Source organism: Niabella drilacis, from assembly GCF_900101395.1.
Lineage (GTDB): Bacteria > Bacteroidota > Bacteroidia > Chitinophagales > Chitinophagaceae > Niabella > Niabella drilacis.
The window spans coordinates 369,607-387,475 of the sequence record NZ_FMZO01000001.1; the positions used below are offsets into that span (position 1 = coordinate 369,607).

The window sequence follows — 17,869 nt, forward strand, 5'->3', positions numbered from 1 at the left end:
CGGGTTAAGAAGCTTTTTCTGTCCTGATATAAAAATTGGGATTGACATTAAGCACATTGTTGTCTAAAATACTCAATGGCGCCTCCTGGTACTGCTCTTTAGGATTGAGCCATTGCCCGCTGGCCAGCTGTACCGGCATATCAAATCCTGGTACACAGTTGGTCCATTTATACCGCACTTTATTGCCGCTGATGGTATAGGCAAGCACCGGGATACCGGTGGTACGCAGGTACTGGTCAAACACTTTTTGCAGCGGCTTGCCGGTCTTCCGGATGATGTATGCTTCTATTTGCCTGCCGGTTACCGTCTGGTGATAGAAATCCCTGTTCAGGCCCCTTAACAGGCTGCGGAATTTTTCATCGTCATTGATGATCTGGCGGATGGTATGGATCATGCTGGCCCCTTTATCATACATATCGCTGCTGCCTTCCTTGTTCACCCCATAGATCCCGATAATGGGTTTGTCATTCCGGATGATCTTCCGTTGCCCGATCAGGTACTCGTTGGCGGCCTTCAAACCATGCCGGCATTGCACAAACAGGGTTTCAGAATACGTGGTAAAGCCTTCATGCACCCACATGTCGGCAATATCCCGGGTTGTGATATTATTGGCAAACCATTCATGCCCGCTTTCATGTACAATAATAAAGTCCCAGTCATCGCCCCAGCCGGTTCCGGACCGGTCTTTGCCCAGGTAACCATTCAGGTATTTATTGCCATATGCTACGCCACTCTGGTGCTCCATACCAAGATGGGGGGCGTCTATCAGTTTATAACTATCTTCATAAAAAGGGTAGGGCCCCATCCAGTGCTCAAAGCAACGGAGCATGGGCTTTACGATCTTAAAATGTTCTTTTGCCTTGTCCAGGTTATAGTCCAGTACCCAGTACCCAATATCCAGCTTCCCTTTTTCTCCCTGAAGGGTATCGCTGAAATGAACATAATGACCAATATAAGGGGTGATCAGGTACGTATTGATGGGTTGAGTTACGGTCCACTTCCAGTCGGTAGTACCATTCCCGTTACGGGTTTTGGCGGTCAGCCGCCCGTTGCTTACTGCAGCCAGGGTATCCGGCACATTAATGTTAATGGTCATACCGTTGTCCGGCTCATCGGCCTGGTGGTCCTTGCACGGGAGCCAGGAACTGGCGCCGATGCCCTGGGTGGCCGTGCTGACCCAGTTACGCCCTTTTTCGTCCTTTGTAAAGATCCACCCTCCATCCCAGGGTGGCGTTTTGGCAACCACGGGGTTTCCCCTGAAATAAATGCGGATGGTTCTGCTTTTTTTATGGGTGGTCATGCCGGATGTATGCAGCCAGTATACATTTCCTTCCCGGCGAAAGGTAACCGGTTTACGGGTACCAAGATCTTCCACCTTTTCGATCTCCATGGGCTCCCGGAGATCGATCTGCATGGGACCTTTTGAATCCTGTAGGATGGCATAAGTAATATCATTGTATCCACTGATGGCTTTTTCCCCAATGTTGACAGAGAGGCGGATATCATATTTGAGCACATTCCACCAGCTCCTGCCTGCGCCGTAACCGCCCCTTAAACTGTCCTGGCGGGTAAGTGTTTCCTGTTGATGCAGTAATTGTGCCCGGAGTCCACCGGCGGAGAACAGTATCAAACAGAGTACCTTAAGAATATTTTTCAAAAAAATCATTACCGAAATGGTTTGGATTGTAAATTTAAACGTTCAAGATGAAAACAAGGCTACTATATTGGATGCATAAGGTTTTTAAATGGCCGTACGATAGGGTTGTCGCTCTTTTGCTGTTGGTGATACCATTTGCAGGATGCACGGATCATGCGGAAAAAGAGCGGAAAGTGTTCCGGTATAATGAATATACGGGTATTGCGTCGCTGGACCCGGCATTTGCCAAAAACCAGTCTACGATGTGGCCCGCACACCAGTTGTTCAACACCCTGGTAGAGATTGATGACAGTTTAAATATTAAGCCGTCCCTGGCTACCCGCTGGGAGGTATCTGAAGATAAACGGACCTACACCTTTTACCTGAGAAGCGATGTCCTTTTTCATGATAACCCGGTTTTTCCGGGATCGAAGGGACGCAACATGACAGCCGCAGATGTGGTTTTTAGCCTGAACCGGATCATTGATCCCGGTGTAGCCAGTCCGGGTGCCTGGATCTTTAACGGGAAGGTAGATCCGCGGGAACCATTTACGGCGGTGAACGACACGGTTTTCCGGTTGAAGCTGTTGCAACCCTATCAGCCGATCCTCGGGATCTTATCCATGCAGTATTGTTCCGTGGTAGCCCGCGAGGCCGTGCAGCAATTTGGAGTGGATTTTCGCAGCCATCCTGTAGGCACCGGGCCATTCCAGTTTGTAGCCTGGGAAGAGGGGCAGGGCCTGGTGTTTAAAAAGAACCCTAATTATTTTGAACGGGACAGTGCAGGTAACCGGCTGCCCTATATTGACGGTATTAAAATAAGCTTTAAAGAAAGCCGCGCTACGGAATTCCTGTTATTACGCCAGGGAAATCTTGATTTTATAAATGAACTGGATCCCAGTTTTAAGGACGAGGTGCTTACAAAAAAAGGAGTGCTTAAAAAGGCATGGGAGGGAAAACTGGTTCTAAAAACACAACCCTATCTTAATATTGAGTACCTGGGGATCCTGGTGGATTCAGCTAATGAGATCGTGCGCAGTTCGCCGCTCCGGTTTAAAAAAGTACGACAGGCAATCAACTATGGGTTTGACCGGAGGAAAATGATCCTTTATTTGAGGAATTCGCTGGGAACCCCCGCAGAATCCGGTTTTGTGCCTAAGGGCCTGCCCTCTTTTAACGATTCGCTTGTGAAGGGATATCATTATGACCCGGCAAAGGCTATTGCGCTCTTAAAGGAGGCCGGTTTCCCGGGGGGTAAAGGACTGCCGGTGATCAGGTTGCTCACGATTTCTATGTATGCCGATTTTGCCAATTTTATCGCAAAGCAACTGGAAGCCGTAGGGATGCGCATACAGGTGGAGGTAGTGCAGAAGGCCCTGCTGTTTGAGATGACGGCAAACTCAAGAGCAGCCTTTTTCCGGGGCGGCTGGATAGCGGATTATCCGGATGCTGAAAATTATTTATCGGTGTTCTATTCTAAAAACCCGGCCCCGCCCAACTATACCCGTTACAAAAATGCCCGGTTTGATGCGATTTTTGAGGCGGCGATCAAGGAGACCAACGATTCACTACGTTATATCTTATACCGGCAGGCCGATCAGCTGGCTATCAATGATGCCCCGGTGGTACCGCTTTGGTATGATAAAGTGATACAACTGGTGCAACCCAATATCAAAGGATACCAGCCCAATGCGCTGAATTTGCTGGAATTGCGGAGGGTGCAGATCCTGGATCGCTGACCCGCTCTGCGCCGGTACTGGTCGTCGGAACACAATATTTATTCTGAAAAGCCGGGTTGGAACATGAATAAAAAAAAGACTGTTTCACTATGCGGAACAGTCTTTTGAGTGTAATGATCTTAACCTCTTTATTGCGTGTCCTTTAATGAAGCCCGGATCTTTTCTACAAAGCCGACAGATACCTCGGTTACATCTGCGATCTGTTCATCCGTAAGGCCCAGCTTCATGATCAGGTTACGTATATATTCCCTTTTGGCTTTTTCAATGCCCCTGTCCTCCGCGGTTTTTAATACGGAATACTCGGTCCATCTATCCAGAACATCTTTTTGATACAACATGAAATCCTCCTTTTTTAGATTAGCTATTTCAGATTCCTCGAATAACTTATAAAATACTTTCTCTGACAAATTTACCGGAATATTTTCTAATTTCCCCATATTGCGCAGTATATACAGCCAGTGCTCCAGACCGGTTTTAATATCTTCCTTTTTTAGGCTGAAATTGGGCAGTTCTAAAAATATGAATTCCAGTTTATTATTAAATGTATGCCCTGTTTCCTCCTCTGTCAGTCTTACCCGGTGCAGGTATTTGCCGGGTATGGTATCGTCAAAGTTAAAGTCCATTATCGCAACCAGGTACACTTCTTTCAACTCAAAGTTCCAGTCTTTTTTGCCTTTTGGGCCCTGCTCGTATAATTTACTGGCGGTATAAAAGAGTGCCCTGTCGGTAAAGAATTTTTGACCCGCCCGCTGCACTTCAATAATAAAAGTTTCGCCACCGGCCCCGGTACAGGTGAGGTCAAAGATGGTTTTTCGGTAATGTTTTGCCGGTGCACTGTTCTCCTGCGGGTTGTAAACGAGGTCGCGTATTATTTTATGGCCCATGAAGAGCTCGTTCAGGAATGCGATCAGCAGGTCCTTATTGGACTCTGAGCCAAATATCTTTTTGAACCCAAAATCGGTCAGTGGATCTAAATACCGGCCAATAGGCGGTATAATGGTTGCTTTTGTGTTTTTCATGATCGGAGGTTAGGCTCCCGTAATTTTCATTCTTTTGGGAAATACCCCGGGGTAGCTATCCGGGGCTTTCACTCCATGAGTATAAAGTTAAATCTTTTTAGCCATTACTTTTGAGCAAAACCGGCAATGACCTTCATACAGGGTGCAAGAATGTTTTGCATTCCTGGCTGGGGATCTGCAGCCGGTTCGCTGATAAACGGTTAATTTTGCAGGCACTAAACGGAAAGAATCCGGATCATGGCTACAGACAAATTACAGAACTGGGAAAAAAAAGCAAAAGAGCACAGAAAAGCGTACCAGCAATTTTTGAAGCGGGCTGATAAAAATAAAGTGCTGAAGCAATTGCCCGCCCTGCATGAAGCAGCATTTGAGGCGGTGGATTGTCTGACCTGTGCCAATTGCTGTAAAAATTATTCTCCCCGGTTTAAGACCCCGGATGTAAAAAGGATCGCGCGTGGTTTAGGAATGAAGGAAAGTGTTTTTATCGATACCTACCTGCGGGTGGACGAAGAAGGCGATTTTGTAGTAAAACAATCCCCATGTCCTTTCCTGGGGCCGGATCATGCCTGTGCTATTTATGAAATGCGCCCGTCGGATTGTGCCCGGTTCCCTTATACGGATGAGGACGTACTGATCAAGCGTCCGGCGCTGACCCTGAAAAACAGCGAGTTTTGCCCCATTACGTATTATGTGCTGGAAAAACTGATCGCAGATACCTCAAAATAGTGTCGTATTTTTAGCTGAAAAACGATGTCCATCACTGATCTTACAAAAGCAGATGCCGAAAATATCCAGACCATTCTCCAGTATATCCGGGAGAACGGGGTTATTCATAAAGATCAGGCGCCGGACGCGCTCCGGTTTATCCCTCCCGCTCAGTATGCCGGTTACCGGAATGTGATCCTGGCGATCGACCCCGCCGTTGTGGAGTATGATCCTTTAAGTGATAATGTGGGGCTTCCTGCAACGGAGCACCTGGAAACATATATGGACAAGGGAGGCTTTCTGCATACCTATAACGCGGAGCTGATCCGGGTGCAACAGGAAACACAGGCCCGGCAATGGGCCCGGGCCCTGCAGCAACAGCAGGAGAACGGCGGGCCGGCGCAGCCGGATCTTGCTGCTGTCAGCGCCGGGAAATCTGCGGGCCACAGAGCCACCATTGCCATGATCCTGGCAATTATAGCATTGCTGATCGAAATTATAATGCTCATAAATAAATAAGGTTTCGTTTTTGCCCGGGGAAAGAGGGGCTGGAAATATTGGCGTCTGTTTACAGCACGGTGTGTTGTAATATTTGTTAAATTTACAATTAATTACGGAGCTCAGGATAGCGCAGGATGGAAGATAAGGCAAACCGGCCTATTTTAGTTACTGCTGTTTGCCGGCTGGTGTCTTATTGGATCATCATTGAAATTCCTGGGTTATGCGACGGATTGCTTTTAAAATGAAATTATTTAAAGGATATGAAACTGAGTACAAAAAAAGGCATAGTTCCTTATGGCCGGAGTTACAGCGTTTGCTAAAACAGACCGGTATCAGCGATTACAGTATTTTTTGGGATAAGCAAACCAACGACCTGCTGGGGATATTGAAGCTGGAAGCGGGCTGTACGATGGACAACCTTCCGGATCACCCGCTAATGCAAAAGTGGTGGGCCTTTATGTGTGACATCATGGAAACGAATGCTGACCAGTCGCCGGTGTCGGTTCCGTTGGAGGAAGTATTTTACATGGAATAGCCTTCCCCGGCATAAAAAAGGGTCGATTGCTTTGGAAGGAACCATTCCCGGGAATAAAAAAGCTGCCGTTAAAAAATGCAGATGAAAAATGATTATGAGAAGAGCAATATTCTTATGCATCACTTGTTTTAGTATAGCCTCCCTGCGGGCACAGATCAGCTGGCCGCAGGTGACTTCAATCAACAAACCCTGGACAAGATGGTGGTGGGAGGGTAGCGCGGTGAATGAGCAGGGACTTACCTGGAATCTTGAACAATACCAGCAGGCGGGTATTGGCGGTACGGAAATTACACCTATCTATGGTATTCATGGCCAGGAGAAAAATTTTGTTGATTTCCTGTCGCCCCGGTGGATGGAACTGTTTTCGTTTGCCCTTAAAGAAAGTAAACGACTGGGGTTGGGAGTAGACCTGGCCAATGGTACGGGGTGGCCTTTTGGCGGGCCCTGGGTAAAAGAGGCGGATGCCAGTAAGTCGGTCTATCTTAAAATTTATTCGTTAAACGGGGGACAGCAGCTAAAAGAGCCGGTAGCGTACCCGCAGGAAGGGTTTGTGCGTGCTGCTAATAATAGGTCCGCATCGCCGGGTACGGTCAGGAATCCGCTTTCGGATAATAAGGATCTGCAGGAATTGGCATTGGACCAGGTGCAGTTTCCCGGGAAACTGCCGTTGAAAGCCCTGGTAGCCTATCCCGCAGCGGGGCTTATGACCGATCTTACTGCAAAGGTGGATGCGTCCGGAAAACTGAACTGGACGGCCCCTGCCGGTACAAAAAGCTGGACCCTTTATGCATTGTTTGAAGGACTGCATGGCAAGATGGTGGAACGGGCGGCACCGGGTGGCGAGGGATATGCCATTGATCATTTTTCAAAACAGGCTGCGGTGCACTACTTTAAACGTTTTGATGAGGCCTTCAGGGGATATGATATGGGCTACCTTCGTTCGTTCTTTAATGACTCCTATGAAGTGGATGATGCACGTGGTCAGGCCAACTGGACACCGGGGCTCCTTGCCGAATTTAAAAAGAGAAGAGGGTATGATCTGCGCAGCGAGCTGCCGGCGCTCTTTGGTAAAGATAATCCGGATAAGAACAGTCGCGTGATCTATGATTACCGCTCGGTGATCGATGAATTATTGCTGGAGCATTTTACCATGGAATGGCAAAAATGGAGCAACGGCAAAGGGAAGATGTTGCGTAACCAGAGCCATGGTTCACCTGCCAATACGCTCGATCTTTATAGTGTGGTGGATATACCGGAAACAGAGGGGAATGATATCCTGCGGTTTAAATTTGCAAGCTCTGCTGCCAATGTTACCGGTAAACAGCTGGTTTCATCCGAATCCGCTACCTGGCTCAATGAACATTTTCTTTCATCCTGGGGGGATGTAAAAAAAGCGATCGACCTGTATTTTCTCGGTGGAGTAAATCATATTTTTTATCATGGAACCGCTTATTCACCAAGGGAAGCGGCCTGGCCGGGCTGGCTGTTTTATGCGGCGGTACATTTTCAGCCGGTTAACCCTCAGTGGAAGGACTTTCATGCGCTGAATACCTATATTACACGGGTGCAAAGCTTTTTACAAAAAGGCCGGCCGGATAATGACCTGCTGCTATATTATCCCATTGTTGATCGTTATTCGGAACCCGGAAATGCGTTGCTGCAACATTTTGACGGGATGGAGAAAAATTTTGTCAATACAGCCTTTGAGCAGGTGTCGAAGGAGATGATCGGGAAGGGATATGGATTTGATTTCTTTTCGGACCGGCAGTTGCAAAAGATCGGGTTTGCATCCGGTATGCTTAACAGTGGCGGCAATCCTTACCGGTCTCTTTTGCTGCCGGCCAATCATTTTATTACAGAAGAAAGTTTTGAAAAAATACTGTCACTGGCCAAAGCAGGAGCAACAATACTGGTATATAAAGCACTTCCTGAAGATGTACCCGGGCTTTACCGGCTGGATGTCCGCCGTAAACGGCTTTCGGACCTGATCCGACAGCTCCGGTTCACGAACCAGGGCTCCATGCAGAAAGCGGTCATTGGCAAAGGAACGGTCTGGATAAGTGCAAACCTGGAAGCCCTGATGCAGGCGGGTGCTGTGCGAAACGAGAAGCCGGAGGATAAGGATATCTATATGTTGCGGCGGCGGAATGCGGATGGCCATGTCTATTTCGTCAACAACCGTTCCGGGCGGCAGGTGGAAGAGTGGGTAACATTGAGCGGGCATGCGGCATCCGTGGCTTTATTTGATGCCATGAGCGGTGAAAAAGGCCTGGCCGCCTGGCGTCAAAAAGAGGGCGTTGTTGAAGTGCGGGTTCAGATGCCGCCCCATGGGTCGCTGTTGATCCAGACCTTTGATGCGGAGCGGAAAGGGGCCCTGTTCCCTTATAAGGAGAAAGCGGGCGAAGCAATTGCTGTGGAAGGCAGCTGGACCCTTCGTTTCCTGGAAGGAGGCCCGGCGCTGCCGGCGCAGCAAATCATCCATACCCTGGGCTCCTGGACAGATACCGGGGGGCAGGCCGTGAAGGATTTTTCGGGCACGGCCAGGTATACGATTGCATTTAACAAGCCCGGTAGTGCGGCCCGGTACCTGTTAAACCTGGGCCGGGTGCATGAAACGGCAGAAGTGATCCTTAATGGGAAACGTCTGGCTACACTGATCGGCCCCTCGTTTACTACGGTTATCCCCGCAGATGCATTGCAGGATAAAAATAAACTGGAGATCGTAGTGGCCAACCTGATGGCCAACCGGATCGCTTATATGGACCGGAATCAGCTGCCCTGGAAAATATTTTATAATACCAATATGCCGGCAAGGCTAAAGGAAAATGTAAAGGATGGATTGTTGAATGCAGCACACTGGAAGCCGCAGCCTTCGGGCCTTATGGGACCTGTTACGCTCACCCCTTTAAAATAAAAAGATGAAGAAGCTGATGACGGTTTGTATGATCTGGATCTGTGCTTTGTGTGCGGTCTGTGCACAGCCGGCCGCACCCAGGCCTTTGTATGATGACCCTGTTTATCATGGTGCTGCAGACCCGGTGATCGTTTACAATCAACAAAAAAAGAAGTGGTGGATGTTCTATACCAATCGCCGGGCTTCCATACCGGATGCAACGGTACAATGGGTACATGGTACCCGTATCGGTATTGCCGAAAGTACGGATGGCCGTAAATGGACCTATGTAGATACGGCGGATATCCGTTACCGTCCGGATGCCGGGTATACCTTTTGGGCCCCGGATATAACGGAACACAGGGGGGTATATCATATGTATCTTACCTATGTGCCCGGTACTTTCAGCGATTGGGGCCATCCACGGCAGATCGTACATCTTACCAGCAGCGACCTCATCCACTGGAACTATCAGTCAACATTACCCCTGGTAAATGAAAAAGTGATCGATGCTTCGGTATATAAAGTTAAAGAAGGACTATGGCGTATGTGGTACAATAACGAGAAGGACGGTAAGCGTATTTATTATGCAGAAAGCAATGATCTGTATCACTGGCAGGACAAGGGGGAAGCCATTGCCACCCGGGGTGAAGGCCCCAAAGTCTTTTACTGGAAAGGAAAATATTTTATGACTGTGGATGCCTGGAAGGGCATGGAAGTGTTTTCGGGCAATGACCTGCTGACCTGGAAAAAGCAGGAACACCGGATTCTTGAAAACCCGGGTAAAGGGCAGGATGATCAGGCTATCGGCGGGCATTGCGATGTGGTGGTAAATGGTGCAAAAGCCTATGTGTTTTATTTTACCCACCCGGGGCGAAGAACGGATCAGCCGGCGGCTAAAAATTCTTTTGATGATAAAAGGAGCGTCATCCAGGTAGCGGAACTAAAATATAGCAAGGGGACCCTTACCTGCGACCGGGATGAACCGGTGCGGATCCGTTTAAAACCCTGAATCATTGATTGGCTTCAGAAGCGCTGTTGTGTTTTTCGTAATTAAAAAAGAAGATGGTGAAAAAGATCAGGAGCGTAATACAGCCCGATACACACTAAATGAATAAAAAATGAAAAAGTATTTTGTGATCCTTTGTTTTATTGTAGCCCGGCTTTCGGCGCAGGACGGCGAAGTGTACCTGTTCAGCTACTTTATAGATAATGGCCAGGATGGTCTGCACCTGGCTTATAGCAGGGATGGGTATCAGTGGACGGCGCTCCGGAATGGTCAGTCCTTTTTAAAACCCACAGCAGGTAAAGACAAGCTGATGAGAGATCCCTGTATCATTAAAGGGCCGGATGGCTTGTTTCACATGGTGTGGACCGTGAGCTGGAACGAAAAAGGGATCGGGTATGCTTCTTCAAAAGACCTGGTGCATTGGAGCCCGCAGCGCTATATACCGCTGATGGAACATGAAAATGCCCTGAACTGCTGGGCACCGGAAATTAACTATGATGCAAAGAGTAAGCGCTACATGATCTACTGGGCTACCACCATCCCGGGGCGGTTTCCAGGCACGGATGTATCGGGCGATGGCCGGTACAATCACCGGATGTATTATGCTTTCACCAAAGACTTCAAAGCTTTTTCAAAGCCGGCACTATTGTACAATAAGGGATTTACCGTTATTGATGCCACCATCAGGGAAAATAATGGCCAATATATCATGTTCCTGAAAGATGAAACGAAATTGCCGGCGCCGCAAAAGAATATCAGGATGGCTACCAGCCGGTATATCTATAAAGATTACAGCGCTCCATCGATGCCGATCACGGGCAACTACTGGGCGGAGGGCCCTTCCGTTTTACAGAAGGGTAAAACCTGGATCGTTTATTTCGACAAATACCGCGATCAACGCTATGGAGCGGTTCAGTCTGTTGATCTGAAAAACTGGGAGGATATCTCCGCCCGGATCATTATGCCACCAGGCCTGAAACATGGTACGGTTTTTACCATCACAGAAAAAGAATTTGAAACTTTTTTTAAGTAACGGTCATTTGCCGGCCCCGGATCTTGTCCTGATACCGGGCCTCGAATCTCAATGCTCAAATCTCAGTCCCTGATGCCCAAATCTCCCAATATGAAATATCTAAAACATCTCCCGGCAGCCGCCGCTATCATCCTGTTATCTTTTTCTTATCTCAAACCCCGGCCCGTGCTGTATATTATTGGTGATTCTACGGTAAAGAACGGAAGCGGAAAAGGAGCGGATGCGCTTTGGGGCTGGGGAAGCCTTATCGGTCATTATTTTGATACGGCAAAAATAGAAGTGCAGAACCATGCCATCGGTGGCCGGAGCAGCCGTACTTTTATTACAGACGGGCGATGGGAGATTATTTTAAAAAAACTCAGGAAGGGAGATTATGTGTTGATGCAGTTCGGCCACAATGACGGCAGCCCGCTCGATGATACGGCAAGGGCGCGTGGAACCATCAGGGGGATCGGCGATGAATCCGCGGAGATCTATAATCCCATTCGTAAGATGAATGAAACGGTATATACCTATGGCTATTATATGCGCAAATTTGTAAATGATGCAAAGGCAAAAGGTGCGGTCCCCATCATTTGTTCACCGGTGCCCCGCAATAATTTTAAAGCAGGAAAGGTGCAGCGGGGGAGCCAGGACTACGGTCTTTGGGCAAAACAGGTTGCTGAGCAGACGGGTGCTTTTTTTATCGACCTGAATCAGCGCATTGCAGATCAATATGACCGGATGGGGCAGGATGCGGTCGATAAGTTCTTTCCAAAGGATCATACGCATCCCAATCTTGAAGGTTCCACACTCAATGCGGAAATGGTTGTTTCGGGTGTGAAGGCGTTAAAAAACTGTACGCTCCGGGGCTTCTTGAGATGAAGTTGGTTAAATGGTTTTTAAGGAGATTGTCCGTTATTTATATAAGCTTGAAAGTTATGAAAAAGAGTATCTGTTTATTGGGCCTGCTCATGATTCTGGTATCCGTGTGTTTTGCCCAGCCGGAAGGAAAGGGAAGGCGCAACCTGGCAATGATCGCCAGGGTCACCGGGTCGGGGAATGAATTTTTGCATCTCTATGACGGCGTATTGCCGGAAAATAAGGCAGGTGCGGCACCTGTCAAACGCAACAGGTCCTCCCGGCCCGGGCCACAATGGGTGCAATATGAATGGAAGCAACCGGTAGCTGTAAAAGAGATTGCGCTGTACTGGCATGACTTTAACGGCAGCGAGCCGTTACCGGCGGCCTATCATATTCAGTACTGGAACGGGAACGCTTTTGTACCGGTAACAAACGTTGCAGGATCTGCGCTGCACAATGATGAACTGAATCATAGCAGTTTTGACGAAATAAAGACCACCCGTTTGCGGCTGGAAATAGATGCCGCATACTGGCAGGTAGCCCCCCTTCAGGAGTGGATCGTATATCAAACAGAAGGAACGGCTTATCCTCCGGTTGTTGAGGCGGGTATAGACAGGGATGTGATGCTGAATGGGAAAACCTATCTTGCCGGCGCCATCCGGTCATCAACACCCGTACAAAGGATAGCCTGGACAAAAACATCCGGCCCGGGCACCGTAACGTTCAGCAACGCCGGTGATAAAGCGGGTACTGCTGTTTTCTCCGCTCCCGGCGATTACGTGCTTTCACTTACGGCCGGGTCCGGCAACCAGCAGGCAACATCAGCCCTGAAGGTAAAAGTAGTAATGCCGCCACCCGCCCGGCGCCTGGATGTAGTGTATACGCGCCGTTACAAGGTCGATAATAAATTATGGAGCGACCGGGTCAGGGCGATGATCGTGAACTGGATCCCCTTTTGTATTGATCAGTGCGAGCGTACTGACCTGACGGTTGGCAACGGCGGGCTTGATAATTTCATCGAGGCTGCCAAAGCGCTGCGTGGTGCGCCGCATGGCCGGCATAAGGGGTATGTTTTTTCAAACGCCTGGGTACACCAGACGGTAGAGGCCATGTGTGAGGCCCTGATGGTGGACCCGCAGGGAGACCCGGAAATGATCGCGGCCCAACAGAAAATGCAGCAAACGCTGGATAGGTGGATTCCTATAATCCTGGCGGCACAGGAAGCCGATGGCTATTTACAAACTGCCTTTACATTGCGGGATACCAGTGTGTGGCACAAACGCTGGTCACCGGAAGGAAGGGGTAACCATGAAGGATATGTTGCCGGGTATTTTATTGAATCGGCAATTAATCATTACACGCTCACAGAAGGTAAGGATAAACGGTTGTACAACGCCGCAAAAAAACTGGCCGATTGTTGGGTTGCCCATATCGGCCCGGGAAAAAATGCCTGGTATGACGGTCACCAGGAAATGGAACAGGCGCTGGTACGGTTCGGCCGTTTCGTGAACGATATGGAGGGACATCAAAGTCATGGCGACAGCTATATCAGGCTGGCCCGGTTCCTGCTGGATAACCGTAATGGCGGCAGCTCCTATGATCAGAGTCATGTACCGGTACAGCAGCAATATGAGGCCGTAGGGCATGCGGTGCGCGCTACTTATAACTACTCGGGTATGGCAGATGTTGCCGCGGAAACAGGTGATGTGGATTATCAGAGCGCCGTAATGTCTCTTTGGGATAATATGGTGAACCGGAAGTATTATATCACCGGGGGCATAGGAAGCGGAGAAACCTCCGAAGGTTTTGGCCCTGATTTTTCATTAGGCAACAATGCTTACTGCGAATCCTGCTCCAGCTGCGGGCTGATCTTTTTCCAGTATAAGATGAACCTGGCTTATCATGATGCCCGCTATGCGGATCTGTATGAAGAAACCATGTACAATGCCTTGCTGGGTTCCTTATCTCTCGATGGCAATTATTTTACCTACACGAATGCCCTGTCTACCGGTCAGCCAAGATATGCCTGGCATGTCTGCCCCTGCTGTGTGGGAAATATACCCCGCACCCTATTAATGTTACCTACCTGGATGTATGTCCGGGGAAACCGGGGACTCTATGTGAATCTGTTTGTGGGGAGCACTATAAAGGTTGACAATATTGCCGGTACGGATGTGGAAATGGTGCAGAAAACCGATTATCCCTGGAGCGGTAAGGTTACCATAAACGTAAACCCCGCTCAAAGTAAGGCCTTTACTGTGTATGTGCGCGTGCCCAACCGTACTACCAGCCGGCTGTACACGGCAGTGCCACAGGTGCAGGGACTCCGGTCTCTTTCTGTAAACGGGAAGCCGGTTGCCTGGAAAATGCACCAGGGTTATGCAGCTGTTACAAGAGTATGGAGAAAGGGGGATCATATTGACGTAGAATTGCCCATGGAGATACAGCGTGTAAAAGCCGATGAACGCATAGCAGCGGATAAAGGGATGATCGCCCTTCGTTATGGCCCGCTTGTTTATAATGTTGAAGCGGCCGACCAGGATATTACCAGGAGGATCAGTAACGGGTCGCTGAGGCTGCAGTGGCGCCCGGACCTGCTACATGGTGTTATGGTGATCAGCGGAACCTGGGCAGATGGGGCACCCCTTTTGGCGGTTCCCAATTATAGCCGTATGAACCGGGTACCGGCAACGGCAGAGCCGGCTGAGGAAACACGAGAACCGTTGAGCCGGATCTGGATCCGGACAAATGTATCAGAATAGCAATGAAGAACGGGAGCAGAAAAACGAAAGAACAAGATAGGATGAAACAGATCGTTGGCCGGGCAGGTATGCTTGTTTTGCTGGTGTTGGTCTTGAATTCCGGGTTGTATGGTCAAAGCTTTCAATTCGATTTTGGACAGGGTCGGGTGGAGAAGGGATATGTTAAAGTATTGCCGGGCACTGGATTTGATCAGCAAAGGGGATACGGGATTGATTTGGGTACCCATGTGGTAAGTAATACTTATACAGGGAAAGCCGCATTAACGGATGGCTACCTGACCAGCGACCAGCCCTTTTATTTTTCTGTAAAACTTCCCGAGGGGAATTATAATGTAAAGATCTGGACAGGTGACGACCGGGGTACTGCAGATATTGCCGTTCGGGCAGAAAACAGGCGGATGTTTGTGAACCGGCTTCAAACGGAGAAGGGAAAGCACCGCCTCATTGAATTTACAGTAAATATCCGTGATAGTCTCATTGCCGGTACGAACCGGAAAGTGCGTCTCAAAGCGAGGGAATATGGATATCTGCACTGGGATAATAAGCTTACCCTTGAATTCAACAGCAACCAACCCAAAGTAAATGCTATCGAAATTACACCCAGTAAAACGGCTGTGTCTGTTTTCCTGGCGGGGAACTCGACCGTGGTAGACGGAGCCAGCGAACCCTATTCGGCCTGGGGGCAGATGTTCCCCTTTTTTTTTCAGCCGGGGAAGGTTGCTGTGGTGAACCTTGCAGAGTCGGGCGAAACATTAAGCGGATTCATAGCGGCCCGCCGGTTTGCAAAAATGCTGAGCCTGATGAAGCCGGGTGATTATGCTTTTGTTGAATTTGGCCATAATGATCAGAAACAAAAAGGGGCGGGTGTGGGCGCTTTTACGACTTATAAAAAGGACCTGGAGTTTTTTATCGATATGGTTAGAAAAAAAGGCGGTATTCCTGTATTGGTTACTTCGGTGCAGCGGAGACAGTTTGACAGCGCCGGCAGGATCGTGGAAACCCTGGGAGATTACCCGGCCGCCGTAAGACAAACGGCCCGGGAGCGCCATGTAGCACTGATCGATCTCAATGCTATGAGCAAGACCCTCTTTGAGAGAATGGGACCGGAAGGGTCCCTGCTGGCTTTTGCACATTTTTCCGCCGGTGTGTTTGCCAATAAAAAAGAAGCTATTGCGGATAATACGCATTTCCGCCCGTTTGGTGCATATGAGGTGGCGCGATTGATGATAACCGGTGTAAGAAATGCGCCATTGAAACTGGCCGGCCTGATCAAACCGGGTGAGCCGCTCTTCGATCCTTCAGTGCCGGATGCCTATACAGACTTTTACTGGCCCGAAAGCCCGGGCAGGGATGCGACCAAACCTGATGGGAATTAACGCAGGGGTATGGGCCCTGCTGATTTCAGCGCTCCAATGCCGTCAATGTTGGGGAAGAACTGTAAGGTTTTGAATAATATTTTATGGAGCTTTTTTCTTCAGCGCCTGGTTTAGGAACCGCTGGTCGTTCTGGTCAGAATCGCCATATTGCTTTCTTAGCTGCTCCAGTTTTTTATGCATCGTCTTACGGGTCCCTGCATATGCCGGGTCATTGTATACACTCTTTAGTTCATGCGGATCCTTTTGCAGATCATAGAGCTCCCACTCATTCACGTCGTAGTAAAAATGGATGAGTTTGTAGCGATCGGTACGGATCCCGTAATGCCGTTTTACCGCATGAATGCCCGGGTATTCGTAGTAAGTATAGTATGCTGCATCACGCCAGGAGGTATCTTTCCCGTTCAGCAGCCTGCGGAAAGAGCGGCCCTGCATGTCCTGCGGCGGCTGAATACCTGCATAGTCCAGCAGGGTTGGGGCAAAATCGAGATTTTGTACCAGGGCAGCAGAGCGCCTGCCGGATGGGATCTCTGCCGGGTAGCGGATCAGCAGGGGCGTGCGCAGGGACTCTTCATACATAAACCGTTTATCAAACCATCCGTGCTCGCCCAGGTAAAATCCCTGGTCGGAGGTATAGATAACGATCGTATTTTCATCCAGCCCGTTTTGTTTCAGAAAATCCAGCAGGCGGCCAACTCCATCGTCTACAGCGGCCACCGTGCCCAGGTAATCCTGCATATAGCGCTGATAGCGCCAGCGCATCAATTCGGTCTGCGTCATTTTGGGATAGCGTTTTTTGAAATCTTCCATGATGGGGTTATAAACAGAATCCCAGGTGCTGCGCTCCTCAGGGGTCATACGCCCCAGGTTGTTATTGTAGGCGGCTTTGTCCCAGCTAAGGTATTGTTGGATGCCCAGCTCATCCATCAGGGCGGGAGGTATTTTGTTGTCTCCGGCCCAGTTCATATGTTTCAGGATATTCATTTCCGCTGTATGGGCGGCAGTGCCCCTTCCTGCATAGTTGTCAAATAAAGTTGGGGGCTCTTTGAATGTTTGCTGTGTATATTCCTTTATATGACGGAGGGCCGGAAGCCATTCCCGGTGAGGTGCTTTCTGATGATAAAGCACACAGAAGGGCCTGCTGGTATCTCTTTTGGCGATCCAGTCCAGGGTCATATCCGTAGTAAGGTCCGTAACATACCCCTTTACCTGTTGTCGCTGACCATTGATGATAAAGTTCGGGTTATAATATTCTCCCTGGTCGATCAGCACGGCGGAATAATCGAAACCTTGTGGCAGTCCGTCCATATGGATCTTGCCAATAAGGGCCGTTTGATAGCCGTGTTGCTGAAGCTGTTTGGCAAAATTATCCTGGTCCCAGTTAAAGCGCGCCATGTTATCAACCTTGCCGTTGATAAAGCTATGCTTGCCGGTAAGCAGCACGGCCCGGCTGGGCGCACAGAGTGAATTGGTGACTGTAGCCTGCGTAAACAGGGCGCCCTCTTTGGCCAGCCGGTCGATATTGGGTGTGTGATTTAACCCGTACCCGTAGGCACTTACCGCCTGGTAGCCGTGGTCATCACTCATGATATATACAATGTTGGGCCGCTTTTGCTGGGCCATTGCGCCAGGAGAAAGCCCGGCCAGCAACAATATCCCGATTCCTGTTTTTAATTTCATTGCATTCAGCATTTTTTGAAGATTGCGGATTTTGAACTTCCTGTATTTTGCCCGAAGTTAATATGAGTTCGACTTTTTTTTTCACAGAAGCAAAATAAATTGCGGTAATGGGGCAGGTACTCCTGCTACTCTTTAAGGAGG

General features: G+C 49.1%; 13 protein-coding genes. 10 read left to right on the forward strand and 3 right to left on the reverse strand.

What is annotated here, in order from left to right; translation table 11 throughout:
- Positions 1–4 precede the first annotated feature (4 nt).
- The gene (locus BLS44_RS01670; protein ID WP_090388276.1) at positions 5–1,666 is read right to left on the reverse strand and encodes a M1 family metallopeptidase; all 1,662 of its coding nucleotides are present in this window, start codon (positions 1,664–1,666) and stop codon (positions 5–7) included.
- Between the two features lie 38 nt (positions 1,667–1,704).
- Between BLS44_RS01670 and BLS44_RS01675 the strand changes: the two genes are divergently transcribed.
- The gene (locus tag BLS44_RS01675) at positions 1,705–3,375 is read left to right on the forward strand and encodes an ABC transporter substrate-binding protein (RefSeq protein ID WP_245729061.1); all 1,671 of its coding nucleotides are present in this window, start codon (positions 1,705–1,707) and stop codon (positions 3,373–3,375) included.
- Positions 3,376–3,503: 128 nt separating this feature from the next.
- On the opposite strand, the gene BLS44_RS01680 is transcribed toward BLS44_RS01675, so the two are convergent.
- On the reverse strand, positions 3,504–4,394 hold the full coding sequence (locus tag BLS44_RS01680; protein ID WP_090388278.1) for an Rpn family recombination-promoting nuclease/putative transposase: 891 nt from the start codon (positions 4,392–4,394) through the stop codon (positions 3,504–3,506).
- A gap of 237 nt (positions 4,395–4,631) precedes the next feature.
- Here BLS44_RS01680 and BLS44_RS01685 point away from each other — a divergent pair, with 237 nt between their 5' ends.
- The 9 genes from BLS44_RS01685 to BLS44_RS01725 all read left to right on the forward strand — a co-directional run bounded on the left by BLS44_RS01685 (position 4,632) and on the right by BLS44_RS01725 (position 16,051).
- Complete coding sequence (locus BLS44_RS01685) at positions 4,632–5,120, forward strand: YkgJ family cysteine cluster protein (protein WP_090388279.1); 489 nt, start codon at positions 4,632–4,634, stop codon at positions 5,118–5,120.
- A gap of 24 nt (positions 5,121–5,144) precedes the next feature.
- Positions 5,145–5,618: a hypothetical protein gene (locus BLS44_RS01690; RefSeq protein ID WP_090388280.1), complete on the forward strand. Its 474-nt coding sequence runs from the start codon at positions 5,145–5,147 to the stop codon at positions 5,616–5,618.
- A gap of 202 nt (positions 5,619–5,820) precedes the next feature.
- A complete protein-coding gene (gene rhaM / locus BLS44_RS01695; RefSeq protein WP_090388281.1) occupies positions 5,821–6,135 on the forward strand; it encodes an L-rhamnose mutarotase in 315 nt (104 codons plus the stop codon).
- Between the two features lie 94 nt (positions 6,136–6,229).
- Entirely contained in the window at positions 6,230–9,049 is a 2,820-nt protein-coding gene (locus BLS44_RS01700) for a glycosyl hydrolase (RefSeq protein ID WP_176954282.1), read from the forward strand.
- 4 nt (positions 9,050–9,053) lie between these two features.
- Positions 9,054–10,040 (forward strand): family 43 glycosylhydrolase, encoded by a 987-nt coding sequence (locus BLS44_RS01705; protein WP_090388283.1) that lies wholly within the window; start codon positions 9,054–9,056, stop codon positions 10,038–10,040.
- Positions 10,041–10,149: 109 nt separating this feature from the next.
- The gene (locus BLS44_RS01710; protein ID WP_090388284.1) at positions 10,150–11,070 is read left to right on the forward strand and encodes a glycoside hydrolase family 43 protein; all 921 of its coding nucleotides are present in this window, start codon (positions 10,150–10,152) and stop codon (positions 11,068–11,070) included.
- A 90-nt stretch (positions 11,071–11,160) separates the two neighbouring features.
- Entirely contained in the window at positions 11,161–11,934 is a 774-nt protein-coding gene (locus BLS44_RS01715) for a rhamnogalacturonan acetylesterase (RefSeq protein WP_090388607.1), read from the forward strand.
- A gap of 56 nt (positions 11,935–11,990) precedes the next feature.
- On the forward strand, positions 11,991–14,675 hold the full coding sequence (locus tag BLS44_RS01720) for a glycoside hydrolase family 127 protein (RefSeq protein WP_245729063.1): 2,685 nt from the start codon (positions 11,991–11,993) through the stop codon (positions 14,673–14,675).
- 41 nt (positions 14,676–14,716) lie between these two features.
- On the forward strand, positions 14,717–16,051 hold the full coding sequence (locus BLS44_RS01725; RefSeq protein ID WP_090388608.1) for a rhamnogalacturonan acetylesterase: 1,335 nt from the start codon (positions 14,717–14,719) through the stop codon (positions 16,049–16,051).
- Positions 16,052–16,132: 81 nt separating this feature from the next.
- On the opposite strand, the gene BLS44_RS01730 is transcribed toward BLS44_RS01725, so the two are convergent.
- Positions 16,133–17,728, reverse strand: coding sequence for a sulfatase family protein (locus BLS44_RS01730; RefSeq protein ID WP_176954283.1), 1,596 nt, complete (start codon positions 17,726–17,728; stop codon positions 16,133–16,135).
- Positions 17,729–17,869: the final 141 nt, after the last annotated feature.